Annotated in this window: 18 protein-coding genes and 1 pseudogene; 10 read left to right on the top strand and 9 right to left on the bottom strand. The window is 67.0% G+C overall.

Translation table 11 applies throughout. The annotated features are described in order from the left end of the window. Positions 1–82 precede the first annotated feature (82 nt). Together OIE68_RS05925 and OIE68_RS05920 are read left to right on the top strand one after the other, a co-directional pair. Entirely contained in the window at positions 83–760 is a 678-nt protein-coding gene (locus tag OIE68_RS05925) for a TetR/AcrR family transcriptional regulator (protein ID WP_327098377.1), read from the top strand. 57 nt (positions 761–817) lie between these two features. Then, positions 818–1,798, top strand: a complete 981-nt coding sequence (locus OIE68_RS05920) for a zinc-binding dehydrogenase (RefSeq protein ID WP_327098376.1) — start codon at positions 818–820, stop codon at positions 1,796–1,798. Here the strand turns inward: OIE68_RS05920 and OIE68_RS05915 are convergent. Further along, positions 1,789–1,926: a hypothetical protein gene (locus tag OIE68_RS05915; RefSeq protein WP_327098375.1), complete on the bottom strand. Its 138-nt coding sequence runs from the start codon at positions 1,924–1,926 to the stop codon at positions 1,789–1,791. The two genes, OIE68_RS05920 and OIE68_RS05915, sit on opposite strands and share 10 nt — an antisense overlap. A 94-nt stretch (positions 1,927–2,020) precedes the next feature. Then, entirely contained in the window at positions 2,021–2,701 is a 681-nt protein-coding gene (locus tag OIE68_RS05910) for an O-methyltransferase (RefSeq protein ID WP_327098374.1), read from the bottom strand. Between the two features lie 156 nt (positions 2,702–2,857). On the opposite strand from OIE68_RS05910, the gene OIE68_RS05905 reads away from it, so the two are divergent. Further along, on the top strand, positions 2,858–3,712 hold the full coding sequence (locus tag OIE68_RS05905; protein ID WP_327098373.1) for an SGNH/GDSL hydrolase family protein: 855 nt from the start codon (positions 2,858–2,860) through the stop codon (positions 3,710–3,712). 24 nt (positions 3,713–3,736) lie between these two features. Here the strand turns inward: OIE68_RS05905 and OIE68_RS05900 are convergent, their stop codons facing one another. The 7 genes from OIE68_RS05900 to OIE68_RS05870 form a co-directional block, all read right to left on the bottom strand. Beyond that, positions 3,737–3,865 (bottom strand): hypothetical protein, encoded by a 129-nt coding sequence (locus tag OIE68_RS05900; protein WP_327098372.1) that lies wholly within the window; start codon positions 3,863–3,865, stop codon positions 3,737–3,739. Between the two features lie 280 nt (positions 3,866–4,145). Next, positions 4,146–4,448 (bottom strand): hypothetical protein, encoded by a 303-nt coding sequence (locus OIE68_RS05895; RefSeq protein WP_327098371.1) that lies wholly within the window; start codon positions 4,446–4,448, stop codon positions 4,146–4,148. Positions 4,449–4,474: 26 nt separating this feature from the next. Then, positions 4,475–6,196, bottom strand: coding sequence for an urease subunit alpha (locus tag OIE68_RS05890; RefSeq protein WP_327098370.1), 1,722 nt, complete (start codon positions 6,194–6,196; stop codon positions 4,475–4,477). After that, the gene (locus OIE68_RS05885; protein ID WP_327098369.1) at positions 6,193–6,510 is read right to left on the bottom strand and encodes an urease subunit beta; all 318 of its coding nucleotides are present in this window, start codon (positions 6,508–6,510) and stop codon (positions 6,193–6,195) included. The genes OIE68_RS05890 and OIE68_RS05885 overlap by 4 nt, the downstream gene beginning before the upstream one ends. Positions 6,511–6,517: 7 nt before the next feature. Further along, the gene (locus tag OIE68_RS05880; protein ID WP_327098368.1) at positions 6,518–6,820 is read right to left on the bottom strand and encodes an urease subunit gamma; all 303 of its coding nucleotides are present in this window, start codon (positions 6,818–6,820) and stop codon (positions 6,518–6,520) included. 67 nt (positions 6,821–6,887) lie between these two features. Then, a complete protein-coding gene (locus OIE68_RS05875) occupies positions 6,888–7,286 on the bottom strand; it encodes a PaaI family thioesterase (RefSeq protein ID WP_327101585.1) in 399 nt (132 codons plus the stop codon). Positions 7,287–7,675: 389 nt separating this feature from the next. Continuing rightward, positions 7,676–8,389: a hypothetical protein gene (locus OIE68_RS05870; RefSeq protein ID WP_327098367.1), complete on the bottom strand. Its 714-nt coding sequence runs from the start codon at positions 8,387–8,389 to the stop codon at positions 7,676–7,678. A gap of 108 nt (positions 8,390–8,497) precedes the next feature. Between OIE68_RS05870 and OIE68_RS05865 the strand changes: the two genes are divergently transcribed. The 7 genes and pseudogenes from OIE68_RS05865 to OIE68_RS05835 all read left to right on the top strand — a co-directional run bounded on the left by OIE68_RS05865 (position 8,498) and on the right by OIE68_RS05835 (position 15,686). After that, positions 8,498–9,571 (top strand): FecCD family ABC transporter permease, encoded by a 1,074-nt coding sequence (locus OIE68_RS05865; protein ID WP_327098366.1) that lies wholly within the window; start codon positions 8,498–8,500, stop codon positions 9,569–9,571. A 55-nt stretch (positions 9,572–9,626) separates the two neighbouring features. Then, positions 9,627–10,778: a FecCD family ABC transporter permease gene (locus OIE68_RS05860; protein WP_327098365.1), complete on the top strand. Its 1,152-nt coding sequence runs from the start codon at positions 9,627–9,629 to the stop codon at positions 10,776–10,778. Then, positions 10,775–11,590, top strand: coding sequence for an ABC transporter ATP-binding protein (locus OIE68_RS05855; protein WP_327098364.1), 816 nt, complete (start codon positions 10,775–10,777; stop codon positions 11,588–11,590). The genes OIE68_RS05860 and OIE68_RS05855 overlap by 4 nt, the downstream gene beginning before the upstream one ends. 71 nt (positions 11,591–11,661) lie before the next feature. Next, positions 11,662–12,054, top strand: a complete 393-nt coding sequence (locus tag OIE68_RS05850) for a BlaI/MecI/CopY family transcriptional regulator (protein ID WP_040689937.1) — start codon at positions 11,662–11,664, stop codon at positions 12,052–12,054. Between the two features lie 64 nt (positions 12,055–12,118). Continuing rightward, entirely contained in the window at positions 12,119–13,057 is a 939-nt protein-coding gene (locus tag OIE68_RS05845; protein WP_327098363.1) for a M56 family metallopeptidase, read from the top strand. Positions 13,058–13,177: 120 nt separating this feature from the next. Continuing rightward, positions 13,178–14,527 (top strand): annotated as a pseudogene (locus OIE68_RS05840) (DEAD/DEAH box helicase); the annotation flags it as partial. A gap of 313 nt (positions 14,528–14,840) precedes the next feature. Then, positions 14,841–15,686 carry a DMT family transporter gene (locus tag OIE68_RS05835; RefSeq protein ID WP_327098361.1) on the top strand — a complete coding sequence of 282 codons (846 nt, stop codon included), beginning with the start codon at positions 14,841–14,843 and terminating at the stop codon, positions 15,684–15,686. The last annotated feature ends 106 nt before the right edge of the window (positions 15,687–15,792 follow it).

Raw genomic sequence — 15,792 nt, 5'->3', positions numbered from 1 at the left:
GTGTCGCGTACGGCGTACGGCGTACGCACCAATCCGGGTACAGTGTACGCATGCGGTCCCAAAACTGGAAGCGAGTCATGGGATGACCGAGCCGAAGCTCACCCGAGCGGCCATTGTCGACACCGCGATCACCCTTGCCGACGAGGCGGGGCTCGACGGATTGTCCATGCGACATATCGCCGAACAACTGGGTGTCGGAGCCATGTCGCTATACCGGCACGTCGCGAACAAGGACGAACTGCTCGCACTGATGACCGACGAGATCTCTGCCCGCAACCCGTATCCGTCGCCGGAGGGCAAGAACTGGACCTGGCGCGACCGAGTCCGCATTGCCGCCGAAATCGATTGGGCGCTCTACCAGAAGCATCCGTGGGTGCTGCTCACCTTCGCGATGCCCCGCTACAGCTTCGGCCCGCAGGGTCTGGCCTGTTTCGCATGGCTGGTCGAGGGGCTGCGCGAGCTCAATGTCTCGACCCGCGAGGCGTCCACCATGGCCTTCGCGGTGTGGAACTACATCTCCGGGGCCACGCTGCCGCATATCAGCGGTGCGCTGGTCGCGCGCAAGGGCATGAACCCGGAGGGCTCGAACGGACTGCGGGCGTTGCTGGAAGGAACATCACAACTGCCGATCCCGCCCGCGCTCGCCGATCTGAACGGCAGTGGCGTCAGCGACCTGACCTCGGAGGATCTGCTGTATATCGGATTGTCCGCGCTCTGCGACGGATTCGAGACACGGTGCTCGAGGTCCGCCACCGCTTGACCTGAACGGCACTTCAGGTTGCAGGGTGGGCTGGTTCGCCGACGAATAGGAGCCACCGTGCACGCCATCCGCCTTCACACCTTCGGACCAGCCGAAAATCTGCGCTACGAAACGGTTCCCGATCCGGTGGCCGGACCAGGTCAGGTGCTCATCCGGGTCGCGGCGGCGGGCGTGCATTTCATCGATACGGCGTTGCGTCGCGGTGCGGCCGGTCCCTATCCGCCGCCCACGTTGCCGACGATCCCGGGGCGCGAAGTCGCCGGGACCGTGGACCAGATCGGACCCGACGTCGATGCGTCCTGGCTTGGTAAGCGGGTCGTCGCGCATCTCGGCCAGGGGCCCGGTGGCTACGCCGAGTTGGCCGTGACGGAAACAGCTCGGCTGCACGAGATTCCGGCCGATCTCGATCCGGCGGAGGCGGTCGCGATCGTCGGCACCGGGCGAACGACCATGGGGATTCTGTTGTTCACCGAACTCGGCCCCGACAGTGTTGTGGTGATTACCGCCGCCGCGGGCGGCATCGGGACACTGCTTGTTCAGCATGCGAAGAATGTTGGGGCGACGGTCGTCGGGCTGGCCGGTGGACCCGCGAAAGTCGAACTGGTGCAGCGAAATGGCGCGGATATCGCGATCGACTACCTACGCCCCGACTGGCCCGAGCAGGTGCGTGCCCAACTCGGCGACCGCAGGGCCACTGTGCTGTTCGACGGTGTCGGCGGCGAAATAAGCCGCACCGCAATCGATCTGCTCGGCAAGGGCGGTCAGCATCTGATCTACGGCGCGGCCGACAGTGCTCCGCTATCGCTTTCGGAGGAGGAGTTGGCCACGCGCGGCATCATCTCCGAGATGGTCGTCGGACCGCGCATGCTCCAGCGTGTCGGCGGCGACCTACGCCCGCTAGAGGATAAGGCCATGGCCGAGGCTGCAGCCGGTCGGCTGCGGCCCGCGGTCCAGCGTTTCGCGCTTGCCGATGCTGCCGACGCGCACCGCGCGCTCGAGTCGCGCGGCACCGTCGGGAAGGTGGTGCTTCAGGCGTAGGAGCGGTAGCCCGAATCGTCCTCCTCGCGGAACCCCTCGACCGTTGCGTGCATCGCTCGGTCGAGGTTGTCCGTGATGACCAGCGCGTCCGCGGGGACGGCGCTGATGGTGCCCCTAACTCCGAACACCGAATGTTCAACCGCCGTAGCCTCGTTCGCCCCCATCATGCGTCCGTGCCGCACAGGATGCCGCCGCCCCGGGGCGCCCGGCCGTCAGCGACGCTCAGTCGGTGAACTCACCGTTGACCACGGCGTAGGCAAAACCGTCCCAGCCCTTGCTGCCGACGGTTTGCACAATGGTGGCGTCGAGGCTGGGTTCGGCGGCGAGCAGGTCCACCAGATCGCGGCTGGCCTGGACCGCCGGATCGTCCGAATGGTCGTCGGCGACAGCGCCATCGCGCACGACATTGTCGACGATGATCACCGAGCCGGGCCGCGTCAGGCGCAGCGCCCAGAGCACGTAGTTCGAATTGTTGACCTTGTCGGCGTCGATGAACACGAGATCGAACGGATCCGGATCCTCCTCCGCCAGTACGGGCAGACTGTCCAGCGCCGCACCCACTCGGATCTCGACCCGGTCCCCGACCTCGGCCCGATCCAGATTCTCCCGCGCCACCCGTGCGTGCCGCGGCTCGAATTCCAGGGTGATGACCTGGCCGTCCTTACCCACCGCCCGCGCCAACCAAATCGTGCTGTAGCCGCCGAGCGTGCCGATCTCGAGCACCCTCCGCGCCCCGATCGACCGCGCTATCAAATGCAGGAACTTCCCTTGCGCCGGCGATACGTCGATGGCGGGCAGTCCGGCCGCCGCATTCGCGGCCAATGCCGTCGCCGTCGAATCCTCGCCTCCCATCAGAGAGTCCACGATGTAGCTGTCCACGTCGGCCCACTCGAACGTCGTCATGCCATGAAGTCTGCCACCGGGTGCCCGGATACCGCCGAAACTGAAGAGCCGACACCCGTGTTCCCGGAAACCTTGCGGGCCACACCGCTCGCCCAGTAGCGTGCCCAGAACTGAGACCAAGCCGTATCACTTTCACTGCTGACGAGGGAGCGATCCATGAAGACCCGCCGAACTGGTTGGCGCGCAGGCGCACTCGCGATCAGCTTGCTGACCCTCACCTCCGCTTTCCTGGCTGCACCCGCATCATCCGCGCCGGCGGACGGCGGCCCCGCCTACGTCGCCCTCGGCGATTCCGGCGCCGCGACCACCGGTGTCCAGAAATTCGATACCGGGGCACCGCTGCAGTGCGCCCGCTCCACTGCCAACACCCCGAAATTGGTCGCCGCCGACCTCAGCCTGAAACTGGACGACCGAACCTGCAGCTCCGCCAAGATTCCGGACCTCACCGCATCCCAAGGGCCTGGCATCAACCCGCAATTCGACGCCCTCGGACCGAAAACCCAACTCGTGACGGTCCATATCGGCGCCAACGACGCCCATATGACCAAATACATCCTCACCTGTCACCTGGCCGGAGCGAAGCCCTGCGCCGACCCGGCGTGGGACACCGATATCGACAGCATCGCCGCCGCATATTCGACTGCTCTGCACCGGATCTCGGCGCTCGCCCCGAATGCGAGGATCTTCGTCGACGGCTGGCCGACCTACGTCCGCGACGGCGGCTGCCCCGACCTGATCGGCCTGCGCCCCGCCGACGCCGCCACCATCCAGGCCGCCTTCGACCGCCTGAACAGCATCGTCGCCCGCGAAGCCGCCGCCGCGGGTGCGACCTATATCGACACCCGCCCTCAATCCATAGGCCATGACATGTGCGCGCCCGCCGGAATCCGCTGGTTCGACCCCATCATCGCCACCGAAACCCTGGTTCCCTACCACCCCACCCTCGAAGGCATGCGCGGCGTCGCCGATATCATCACCCAGGCCATCCGGTCATCGGGAGTTCTGCACTGAATCGATACGAAACTGCTCGGGGTTTTACGCTTTCGCCGCCTCGACCTCGATCTGAGTGACCGCGGTGACAATTTTGATCATTTCACGGAGCAATGCGCCCAGGCTGATCAGCGCAATGGTCAGTTTGAGCAGCAAACAACCCGTATCCGTCATCCGCCTGAGCCAGCTAGTCGGCGGCCTCGCGGGACAACGGCACCCCCTCGATCGCCTGCTCCACCTTCTGCGCATGATCGCGCAACTGATCCGGGTCGACGTTCACCGCATCTGAATTGCCCATATCGTCCTCACTCGCCGTACCTCGCGCCGTCGAATGACGGCCTCTGACTAGGACGCTCCCACCGCACATCCGGTTCCATCCGATTCGAATGGAACCAGGTCGCTCGGCCCGGGCGCCCTACTCCAGCCAGGACTTGCGTCGCTCGGCCCGGGCGCCCTACTCCAGCCAGGACTTGCGCTGGTAGTACAGATCCTCTTCGGTCGGTTCGTCGGGCACGACGACGTCATCGCGATTGGGCTTGCGCGTTCCCGATGGCGGCGGCTCGGGCTGGAAGCTGGTGGGCGGTGGGCTGTAAATCGGCGGCTCGGGTACCCAGGTAGGAACCGGATCGACGGGATCGACGTCTGGAAAGCGATCGGCGTACTGGCCGATGATCGCCGCACCGGCGTCGTCGTCGCCGACCGCGTCGTGCACCATGTCCGTGACCTGATTGCGGAGTTTCGCCTGCGCACGCCGCATGCAGGACATGTTGCCCGCACCGCCGATCAGAACAGGAAGTAGCGCTGGGCCATGGGCAATTCGGTGGCGGGCTGCTCGGTCCAGACCTCGCCGTCGATGCGCACGGTGAAGGTATCCGGATCTACTTCGATCCGTGGCATGGCGTCATTGTTCGGCATATCCGCCTTGGTAACGCGACGAACGTTCTTGACGGGAGCCAGTTTTCGGCGCAGGCCCAAACGGTCGGCGAGTCCGTCCTCGACGGCTTGTTCGGATACGAAGTGCAACGAGGTCGCGGCGGCGGCCAGTGGTGCGGCACCGAACATGGGTCGCGGCAGCACCGGCTGCGGGGTGGGGATGGAGGCGTTGGCGTCGCCCATGGCAGCCCAGGCGATCGCGCCGCCCTTGAGGACGGCATGCGGGCGGACACCGAAGAACGCCGGATCCCACAGCACGAGGTCGGCGAGCTTGCCGACCTCGACCGAACCGATTTCGTGGTCGAGTCCGTGCGCAATGGCCGGGCAGATGGTGTATTTCGCGATATAGCGCCGCACGCGGGCGTTATCGGCGGCGCCGTCGCCGGCCAGCGCGCCGCGGCGGCGCTTCATGACGTGCGCGGTCTGCCAGGTGCGCATGACGACCTCGCCGATGCGGCCCATGGCCTGGGAGTCGCTGCCGATCATGGAAATCGCGCCGAGATCGTGCAGCAGATCCTCGGCGGCGATGGTGGAGGGCCGAATTCGACTCTCCGCGAAGGCGAGATCCTCCGGGATGGACGCGCTGAGGTGGTGGCACACCATGAGCATGTCCAGGTGCTCGTCCAGGGTATTGACGGTATGCGGACGGGTCGGGTTGGTCGAGCTGGGTAGCACATTGAGATGTGCAGCGACGGTGATGATGTCGGGTGCGTGCCCGCCGCCCGCGCCCTCGGTGTGATACGCGTGGATGCCGCGGCCCGCGATGGCGCCGAGCGTGTCCTCGACGAATCCGGCTTCGTTCAAGGTGTCCGAGTGCAGCGCCACCTGCACACCCGCCGCATCAGCGACGGTGAGACAGGCATCGATGGCGGCCGGGGTGGAACCCCAATCCTCGTGCAGCTTGAACCCCGCCGCGCCTCCGCGCAATTGCTCCCACATGGATTCGGCACTGACGGTATTGCCCTTGCCCAGCAACACGATATTCATCGGCCAGGCGTCGGTGGCCTCCAACATCCGGGCCAGATGCCAGGATCCGGGCGTCACGGTGGTCGCCTTGCTGCCCTCGGCCGGGCCGGTGCCGCCGCCGATCAATGTGGTGATGCCGCCGCCCAGCGCCTCGTCCATCAGCTGCGGACAGATGAAGTGCACATGACAGTCGATGGCGCCCGCGGTGAGGATGCGGCCGTTGCCCGCGATGATCTCGGTATTCGGGCCGACCACCAGATCCGGATGCACGCCGTTCATGGTGTCCGGATTGCCCGCCTTGCCGATCGCACCGATGCGGCCGTCGCGAATTCCCACGTCGGCCTTGATGATTCCCCAGTGGTCGATGATGACCACGCCGGTTATCACAGTGTCGGGGGTGCCGTCGGCGCGGGTCGCGCGGGCCTGGCCCATGGATTCGCGCAGCACCTTGCCGCCGCCGAAGACGGCCTCATCGCCCGCGAGACCCGGTCCGCCGCTGCGGTCTTCGGTGATCTCGATCAGCAGATCGGTATCCGCCAGGCGAATTCGGTCGCCGGTGGTCGGACCGAACAGCTCGGCGTAGCGCGCGCGGCTCAGCTCACTCATGACGCACCGTCCAAACGTCCGGGGGGATTCAGGCTGATGCCGTGCACCTCGCGCGCCCCGCCGAGCGGAATCAGCGAAACCCGTTGGCCGAGACCGGGTTCGAAGCGCACTGCGGTACCGGCGGGAATATCGAGCCGACGTCCGTGCGCGGCCTCCCGATCGAAGCGCAGCGCGGCATTGGCCTGCGGGAAATGCACATGGCTGCCGACCTGGACCGGTCGGTCACCGGTATTCACGACATCGAGCTCGATGCGGTCGGCGCCCGCGTTGAGCTCGATAGTGCCCTCGGCGCAGAGGTATTCACCCGGAATCATGGTCGCCCTAGCCGATCGGATGGTGCACGGTGACCAGCTTGGTGCCATCCGGGAAGGTGGCCTCGACCTGCACGTCGTGGATCATCTCCGGCACCCCCTCCATCACATCGGCACGCGTGAGAACCGTTCGCCCCGAGGACATCAGCTCCGCGACCGTGCGCCCGTCGCGCGCACCCTCGAGCACATGATCGGTGATCAGCGCGACCGCCTCCGGATAGTTCAGCTCGAGCCCGCGCGCCTGCCTGCGCCGGGCCAGTTCGGCCGCGTAGCTCAGCAGCAGCCGTTCCTGCTCGTGCGGCGACAGTCGCATCCGGGCTCCTCAGCGCTCTTGGATCGGAATGACGGTAATTCTGGCACGCCCGTTCCGGGAGCGCCGATCAATCACGGGCGGGCAGGTTCTGCAGCCGCACCTGGCCGCGCGCCACCGTGCGACCCTCGACATCGGTCAGCACGACCTGCCACAGCTGCTGCAGGCGGCCGCGGTGCAGCGGCGTCGCCTCGCCGAAGAGCTTGCCCTCGCGGACCGAGCGCAGGAAGTCGGTGTTGTTGTTCACCCCGACCACGGTGCCCTTATTGCCCTGGGCGTTGTACCAGACCCCGCCGCCGACGCTGGCCAGCGTTTCGACGACCGTGCAGTACACGCCGCCGTTGACAATGCCGGCCAGCTGCAGCAACTGCGGCCCCGCGGTCAACTCGCCGCGCACCCGATCCGGGGTGACCTCGGTGAATTCGAGGCCGATCAGATCGGTGAAGGTGTTCTTGCTGAGCTCGGTCATCAGCTCGGGCGTCACGTCGGCCAGCGACTCGATCTGGGCAACTTCCTGCTGTGTCATGCATTCACCTTGGCACAGGGCGTCCCGGCCCTCGCACGACGGTTACTTCCCGGCGTTCGCTCGCCGAGACAGAGCGGCGGGCTCCACACGCACGTGGAGCCCGCCGCGGCAGTGGATCGGGGGTTCACGGCAGCCCTCCGGAACACTCGGCCGATCCCAACGCCGAACCTAGTATAGGTCAGGCTTACCTAAGTGAGCAACTCCTGTCGTATTGCAGGATGCTCGCGGTGACGCATTCGATCAAGGCCATGCGGACTACCAGACACTTTCTCCCGGAACCCATTCCACGCTCCACGACTACGGACTCGGCACCCGGGCATGACCGGCAGCAACTATCGAACCAGGCAACCCACAACGCGTCGCACCGGCAAACCACGCTCTTCCAGCGTCGACAGCAACCCCTCACCCCGGCGCGCGCCGACCAGCGAATCCGTCCGCGCCAGATCCGGCACATAAGTGGCCGCACCCACAATGGATTCACCTACCAGCGACCAGAATCGGCGCTCGCCGAGCCCCGAGCAGCCCGCCAATGTCCGCTGAATCAACCGCAGCGACGGCTCACACCGATGCGCGAGCCAGACGTACATCGCCCGCTCGCACGGCAAGGTGACCACCCCGGCCTCCCCAGCGAGCCGATCACCGTCGAGCACACGAATCGTGGTGTCCGCCAAGCCCGCCCAGTCGATGCCACCGTCGTTGTCGGTATGGAGCCACAGATTCTCGAGACCCGGATCCCAGACCCGACCCTCGGCCACCAGCAGCGCGACCACCCGGCCGATCACCGCGTGGATCAGTGCGGTCGCCACCACTTCGGCGGCGGTATCGGCGCTGATCATTTCGGCGGCGTGCCGTCGATACATCAGTTCGATCCGCCCCTCGCGCAACCCGTCGGCCAGCCGCCACCAGCGTCGTTTGCCCTGCTCGGACATGGCGGCCACCGCATATACCCGCGGATGTTCGGGTTGCAACGAGCGCAACCGGGCACAGGCCCTACCGAATGCCACCTGGGACTGGCGAGGCAGATAGGTCGTGACTGGCTCGGACATCGAACCTCCTCGGGTCGGCTCCGTGATGGGTCGGATTGCAAAGATAGGTTAGGCTTACCAGACCTAGCTATCGGATTCCAGATATCGAGTCAGGAGTAGTTCGTCGCCGTGACGGCATCAGGCACCATCGCGCCGGGGGCGCGACGAACGAATACAGCGCGCAGTCGCCGGCTCGGACTCGTCGCGTTGACCGCACTGCTCCTCATCGCCACCGTGGCCAGCATCGCCATCGGCACCCGATCGCTGTCCCCCGGCACCGTCTACGACGCCGTGCACAATGCCCTCAGCTGCCCGGGCGGGCCGTTCACCTGTCCCGCCGGGTCGACCGCGGAGGAGATCGTGCGCGGACTTCGCTTGCCGCGCACCGCACTCGGGCTGGTCACCGGGCTCGCACTCGGCATCGCGGGTGCGCTGATCCAGGGCTACACCCGCAACCCACTCGCCGACGCGGGCCTGCTCGGTTTGAACGCCGGCGCGGCCTTCCTTGCAGCGCTGAGCATTTACCTGTTCGCGCTGACCGCACCCGAGCAGTACATCTGGTTCGCCTTCGCGGGGGCGCTGATCGCCGGGCTGGTGGTGTTCGGTGTGTCCGCAATCGGCGGTGGCAAGGCGAGCCCGCTCAGCCTGGTGCTGGCCGGCGCCGCGGTGACCGCATTCCTGCAGGCGATGACGAATGCCATTGTCCTTATGGACAATGCTGCGCTGGACACCTACCGATTCTGGGTGGTCGGCACGGTGAACGGGCGCGATGCCGAGGTGTTCTGGCAGGTGCTGCCGTTCTTGGCGATCGGCGTTGTGCTGGCCGTCGCGGCTGCGCCCGGCCTGAATCTGCTGAGCCTCGGTGACGAGGTCGCGCGCGGACTCGGGGTGCATATCGGACGCAGCCGTGCGCTCGGCCTGGCGGCGATCGTATTGCTGTGCGGTGCCGCGACAGCGGCGGTCGGCCCGATCGCATTCATCGGATTGATAGTGCCGCATGTCGCAAGGGTTTTCACCGGTCCCGACTATCGCTGGCTGATCCCGTACTCCGGACTGCTCGGTGCGTTGCTGCTGCTGGTCGCCGATGTGGTCGGGCGAATTGTGGCGCGGCCGGGCGAATTACAGGTCGGCGTGATGATCTCGGCCCTGGGTGCACCGTTCTTCATTCTGCTGGTTCGTCGCAAGAAGTTGGTGAGCCTGTGAGGGAGATGTCACAGCGATGGCCGCGCACGAATTTGCGGGCCACCGGGGAGCATCCATGAGCGAACGAATCATGGACGAAATCTCCTCGGATAACACCGCGACCGGGCCCAGCGGTATTCCGTCGACGGCGCCGTTGCGCCGCATCCGCCCCGCCCTGCGCCTCGGTCCGGTGTCGATTGTGTTGCGCCCCACCATGACGCTCATAGTTCTGGCGCTCGCCGCGACCGTGCTCACACTGTTCTGCCTCGATATCGCCTTCGGCGAAGCCCACATTCCGATCGACCGAGTACTCGATGTGCTCAGCGGCGGCGGCACCCGTTCCCAGCGCTTCATCGTGCTGGAGTCCCGATTGCCGCGCGCGCTCACCGCCGCGGTCGTCGGTGCGGCCCTCGGCATCGCTGGCGCGATCACCCAATCGATCCTGCACAACCCACTCGCCGCACCGGATATGCTCGGCATCACCACCGGCTCGAGCCTCGGCGCGGTCGCGGTACTGGTCGGAACCGGCGGCGCGACAACGGGACTCGCCGCGAGCATCGGCGCACCGCTGGCAGCACTGACCGGAGGTTTGCTCACCGCGATCGTGATCTACCTCCTCGCCTGGGGTCGCAGCGTGACCGGCGACCGCGGCGTCACGCCGATGCGACTGGTACTGATCGGCATCGGGGTGAACGCATTGTTGTTGTCCGGCATCAGCTTTCTGCTCACCCGCGCCAGCCTGCAGGACGCGGCTCGCGCGCAACTCTGGCTCAATGGCTCGCTCAATAGCGCGGACCGCACCAAACTCGTCCCGGCCGTGCTGGCCCTGGGCGTTGTCGTCGTGGTCGCGGTGGGCTCCGCACGAACCCTTGCCGCACTCCGTCTCGGCACCGACACCACCCGCGTGCTCGGCGTGCGCATCCAGACTCAGCAGACGCTATTGATCGGCGCGGCCGTCGTGGCCGCGTCCGTCGCCACGGCGGCCGTCGGTCCGGTCACTTTTGTGGCGCTCGCCGCACCGCAGATCGCGCGCCGACTGCTGCGAACTCCTGGCGAACCACTCATCGGCTCGGCGCTCATCGGTGCCATTCTGGTAGTCGGCGCGGATGTGGCCTCGCGCACGCTGTTTCCGGTCGATCTGCCGGTCGGTGTCGTGACCGCCGCCTTCGGCGGACCGTTCCTGCTCTACCTGCTCGTGCGTATGAATCGGAAGGCGACCCTGTCATGACCATCGATTCGCGGCTCTCCGCGCAGGAAGTCACCCTCGGCTACGGCGATCGCGTCGTCGTCGACGGACTCGATATCGATATCGCACCCGGTGTCGTCACCACCGTCATCGGCCCGAACGGCTGCGGCAAGTCGACCATGCTGCGCTCACTCGGCCGCCTGCTGCGTCCCCGCCAGGGGCGAATCCTGTTGGACGGCAAGGCGATTTCGATGATGAAGACCAAGGATGTGGCACGCATCATCGGCATGCTCCCGCAGTCGCCGGTCGCGCCCGAAGGGCTCACCGTCGCGGATCTCGTTGCGCGCGGGCGTCATCCGCATCAGTCCTGGATCCGGCAGTGGTCGGCCACCGACGAGGCCGAGGTCATGTCCGCACTCGCGGCCACAGGCATCGCCGACCTGGCCGATCGCTCACTCGACGAGTTGTCCGGCGGTCAGCGCCAACGCGCCTGGATCTCGATGGCACTGGCCCAGGGCACCGATATTCTGCTGCTCGACGAGCCGACCACCTACCTCGACCTCGCACATTCGATCGAGGTCCTGGACCTGATCGACCGGCTGCACGACGAGCTCGGCCGCACCGTGGTGATGGTGCTGCACGATCTCAACCTGGCCATTCGCTACAGCGACCGACTCATCGTCATGCGCGACGGACGCATCGTCGCCCAGGGTGCGCCCGCCGATATCATCGATGTCACATTGCTGCGCGAGGTCTTCGATCTCGATGCCTCGGTCCTCGAGGATCCGGTCTCCGGCCGTCCGATGATCGTGCCCATCGGAACCCGGCACATCTTGCCCGGGTATGACAAATGACACACCAGCTATCAGGTAGTTACGACGGGGTGTAGTACGCAATTGTGTCGTTGAGTCCGTAAACTTGTGGAATGGCAGGACTTGGTGAACTCGAGAAAGCGGTCATGGACCAGCTGTGGTCCAGTGACGAGCCGCAGACCGTACGGCAGGTACACGAGGCTTTGGCCGCCCGCCGTGAGCTCGCGTACACCACGGTGATGACGGTGCTGCAACGGCTGGCGAAGAAGAACCTGGTGGTTCAGCGCCGCGACGACCGCGCTCACCGCTACGCCCCGGTGCACACCCGCGACGAACTGGTGGCCAGCTTGATGGTCGACGCATTGCAGCAGGCCGATGTGGCGGGCAGCCGCGCGGCGGCGCTCGTGCATTTCGTCGAACAGGTCGGCAGGGACGATACGGACGCGTTGCGGGAAGCACTCGCTAAGCTCGAGGCATCCGAAGATACTGCGCCGCCGAAGCAGTAGTCTTGGGATCCTGGCCTCACAATGAGGTGAGTGCCCTGGCCCCACAACGCAGTGAGCTGACTCGATGAACGCAACCGCGCCGGTCTTCGCCGGTCTCGCTTTGCTTCTCGCGGGGCCTGCCCCAGCGCTGCTGAGCCGCGCGACCTGGCCGTATCGGACTCCGCGCGCCGCGCTCGTGTTATGGCAGGCCATCGCGCTCGCCGCCGTGCTCAGCGCATTCGGCTCGGGCCTGGCCATCGCCGCCCAACTACTCGTCCCCGGACCGAACGGTCGCCCGACCACCTCCCCGGCCCGGGAAATCGACGCGCTCGGACTGCCGCTGTGGCTGGCCTATGTCTTCGTCTTCGCGTTGACCCTGCTGGTCGGCGCTCGGCTGATGTACGCGATCGTGTGTGTCGGCGTGCACACCCGCAGGCGTCGGGCGCGCCACCGCATGCTCGTCGATCTGCTCGACCAGAGCGGACCGCAGCGCCGCGCCGCCGATATCCGAGTGCTCGCCTCCACCGAGCCGATCGCCTACTGTCTGCCCGGCCTGCGCCAGCGGGTCGTACTGAGCGAAGGCACGCTGACCAGCCTGCAGGACGCCGAGGTCACCGCCATCGTCAGTCATGAGCGCTCGCATCTGCGCGCCCGGCACGATCTGGTGCTCGAGGCATTCACCGCGGTGCACGAGGCATTCCCCCGGGTGGTGCGCAGCAAGGCCGCACTCGGCTCGGTGAAACTGCTGATCGAACTGCTCGCCGACGACTCGGCGGTGAAGGTGACCGGCCCGAAGCCGCTGGCCCGTGCGCTGGTCGCGTGCGCCAAATCCACCGCTCCGCAGGGCGCGCTCGCCGCGGGCGGGCCGACCACCCTGATCCGCATCCAGCGCCTGGGTGGACGGATCGGCGATATTCGGGTCGCCTCGGCGGCGTATCTGGGATCGGCGGCCATCCTGGTGGTCCCGACCATGGCCGTCGCGGTACCCTGGCTGGTCGAACTGGATCGGCTGCTTCGTAACTGATTCCTCCGGTTCTCCCCGACACACCCGGTCCTACCGCATCCCGATGACCGGGCCCAACCATCTCGGCGGCACCACGCGTGCCCGGATCCGCCCGCGCCGAGACATGAAAGGCACACAACCCTGTTGACCTCCTCCACCCCTGCCACCACCTTCGCGGAGCTGGGCCTACCCGCCGTGCTCGTCCAGGCGCTGCGCCGCGACGGCATCGAGGCGCCGTTCCCGATCCAGGCCGCGACCGCGACCGATGCGCTGGCGGGTAAGGATGTGCTCGGACGCGGCCCCACCGGCTCCGGCAAGACCCTGGCCTTCGGGCTGCCGATGCTCGCGCTGCTCGCGGGCGCCCAAGCCAAGCCGGGTCGTCCGCGCGGTCTCGTGCTGGTGCCGACCCGCGAACTGGCGGCCCAGATCGAAAAGGCGCTGGACAGTGCGGCATTGTCGCTCGGGCTGCGGGTCACTTCGGTGGTCGGCGGCGCGCCGATCAAGCGGCAGGCCGACCGGCTCGCGCGCGGTGTGGACTTGCTCATCGCGACGCCGGGTCGGCTCGAAGACCTGATCAACCAGCGCTCGGCCGACCTGTCCGATGTGCGGATCATCGCACTGGACGAGGCCGACCATATGGCCGATATGGGCTTCCTGCCGCAGGTCACCAAGCTGCTCGACCGGACGCCGAAAGATGGTCAGCGCCTGCTGTTTTCGGCCACCCTCGACGGTGAGGTCGACAAGCTGGTCAAGCGCTATCTGCGCTCGCCCGTCACCCATTCCACCGCACCGCCGTCGGCCTCGGTCGCGACGATGTCGCATCATCTGCTGTACCTCCGCAAGGCCGATAAGCGCGACATCACCGCGCAGATCGCCGCCCGCGACGGGCTGACCATCATGTTCGTGCGCACCAAACACGGTGCGGACCGGCTCGCCAAGCAGTTGCGTGCGGCCGGAATCGCTGCCGGCGCGCTGCACGGCGGGAAGGCACAGAACAACCGGGTGCGGACGCTGGCCGCCTTCGCCGACGGTATGACACCGGTGCTGGTGACCACCGATGTGGCCGCGCGCGGTATCCATGTGGACGGGATTTCCCTTGTCGTGCACGTGGATCCGCCCGCGGAATCCAAGGCGTACCTGCATCGCGCGGGCCGCACCGCCCGGGCCGGTGAGGACGGCGTCGTCGTCACGCTGGTCACCGAGGAGGAACGCGCCGAGGTCGAGAAGATGACCCGCAAGGCGGGCGTCGATGTCGACGGCGTGCAGGTCCGTCCAGGTGATCGGCGGCTGATCCAGATCACCGGCGCGAAGCAGCCCTCCGGTGTGCCGATCGTCGCGGCGAACTCGGCGGTCACGGTGAGTGACGAGGGGGAGTTGGAGGTCGGTAAGTCGAGCCGCCGGTCGGGTGGACCGGGTTCCGGCGGTCGTGGTCGCGGCACACGCTCGGGCGGTGCGAGCTCAGCTGGTGCCGGGCGGCGTAGTGCCGGTGCGAGTGGTCGCGCCGGCGGTGCGAAGAAGTCCTCGGCTGGTTCGTCCAGCTCCACCGCGACGTCGAGTCGGCGCGGTGTCGGCACCTCGGGTCGTGCCGCCGGGGCGACGAAGGCGGCCGCGACGCGTTCCGCCGGATCGGGCTCTGCCGCGCGCAGCACCTCGGCCAGCCATGGCACAGGAGCCACTTCCGGTCGCGGTGCCGCATCCGGTCACACCGCTGCGACCAGCGGCGACACGCCCGGGCGTGCACGTCGACGCGCCGGTCGAGCGCAGGGAGTGCCGGGCAGCCGCAATCGCGGGGCAAACTGACTGCGTGGCGAATCATCAGGTGGGTGCGGTCGTCTGCGCGCTGATCTCGGCATTGCTCTTCGCGGTGGCGGCGGTCACGCAGCAACATGCGGCGGCCGCGGTTCCGGAGGACGAGTCGCTCATTCGTTCGCTGATACGCAATCCGCGCTGGTGGGCCGGAATCGTCGGTGACGCGGGCGGCTTCGCGATGCAGGTCGCCGCCCTGGCGCTGGGTGCGGTGCTGCTCGTCCAGCCAATTCTGGTGAGCATGCTGGTCTTTGCGCTCCCGCTCTCCGCCCGGATCAACCACCGCCGCGTCACCCCGCGCACGTGGGCGACCGCCATCGTCCTCGCGGCGGCGCTTGCCTGCTTCTTGATCGTCGGCGATCCGTCCGAGGGCAATACCAATGCGCCCCTGCGTGAGTGGATCCCGCCGCTGGCCGCCCTACTCGGTCTGCTGGCGGTAGCGTTCGTTGTCGCCCTCGGTACCTCCGTCCCGACCCGCCGCGCACTCCTGTTGGGCGCCGTGGGCGGGGCCCTGTTCGGTCTGGCCGCCGCGCTCACCGAGTATGTAACCGAACTCTTCGATGGCGGCCTGACCCACGTAACGGGCAGCTGGCAGACCTGGGCCCTGTTGGCCTCCGGCCTGATCGGCCTCTATCTGCAGCAACGCGCCTTCCAATCCGGCCCCCTGGTCGCATCGTTGCCCGCCGTAACCATCGCCGAACCCTTGGCCGCCGCCTTCATCGGCATCACCGTCCTCCACGAACGCCTCCGCACCAACCACATCGGACTCGTCGTAATCGCCATCGCCGTAATCATCATGTGCGCGACCACAATCCAACTCTCCCGCATCCAAGCCGAGGCATGACACACGGCTCGAGATCACGTGGAAACCATGGCGGCAGCGGCCGAGAAGCGCCGCCGCCAATTCCACCTGATCTTGATTCCGGTGCCGCGCCTCACATCTGGAGCTG

Source organism: Nocardia vinacea, assembly GCF_035920345.1.
GTDB lineage: Bacteria > Actinomycetota > Actinomycetes > Mycobacteriales > Mycobacteriaceae > Nocardia > Nocardia vinacea_A.
Note: the sequence above shows the minus strand (reverse complement) of the source record. Positions and strands in the feature narration are given on the sequence as shown.

Coding starts and splice junctions, on each gene's coding strand:
- OIE68_RS05925 (WP_327098377.1), top strand. CDS start 83: ATGACCGAGCCGAAGCTCACCCGAGCGGCCATTGTCGACACCGCGATC.
- OIE68_RS05910 (WP_327098374.1), bottom strand. CDS start 2,701: ATGACGACGTTCGAGTGGGCCGACGTGGACAGCTACATCGTGGACTCT.
- OIE68_RS05905 (WP_327098373.1), top strand. CDS start 2,858: ATGAAGACCCGCCGAACTGGTTGGCGCGCAGGCGCACTCGCGATCAGC.
- OIE68_RS05900 (WP_327098372.1), bottom strand. CDS start 3,865: ATGACGGATACGGGTTGTTTGCTGCTCAAACTGACCATTGCGCTGATC.
- OIE68_RS05895 (WP_327098371.1), bottom strand. CDS start 4,448: ATGCGGCGTGCGCAGGCGAAACTCCGCAATCAGGTCACGGACATGGTG.
- OIE68_RS05890 (WP_327098370.1), bottom strand. CDS start 6,196: ATGAGTGAGCTGAGCCGCGCGCGCTACGCCGAGCTGTTCGGTCCGACC.
- OIE68_RS05885 (WP_327098369.1), bottom strand. CDS start 6,510: ATGATTCCGGGTGAATACCTCTGCGCCGAGGGCACTATCGAGCTCAAC.
- OIE68_RS05880 (WP_327098368.1), bottom strand. CDS start 6,820: ATGCGACTGTCGCCGCACGAGCAGGAACGGCTGCTGCTGAGCTACGCG.
- OIE68_RS05875 (WP_327101585.1), bottom strand. CDS start 7,286: ATGACCGAGCTCAGCAAGAACACCTTCACCGATCTGATCGGCCTCGAA.
- OIE68_RS05870 (WP_327098367.1), bottom strand. CDS start 8,389: ATGTCCGAGCCAGTCACGACCTATCTGCCTCGCCAGTCCCAGGTGGCA.
- OIE68_RS05860 (WP_327098365.1), top strand. CDS start 9,627: ATGAGCGAACGAATCATGGACGAAATCTCCTCGGATAACACCGCGACC.
- OIE68_RS05855 (WP_327098364.1), top strand. CDS start 10,775: ATGACCATCGATTCGCGGCTCTCCGCGCAGGAAGTCACCCTCGGCTAC.
- OIE68_RS05850 (WP_040689937.1), top strand. CDS start 11,662: ATGGCAGGACTTGGTGAACTCGAGAAAGCGGTCATGGACCAGCTGTGG.
- OIE68_RS05845 (WP_327098363.1), top strand. CDS start 12,119: ATGAACGCAACCGCGCCGGTCTTCGCCGGTCTCGCTTTGCTTCTCGCG.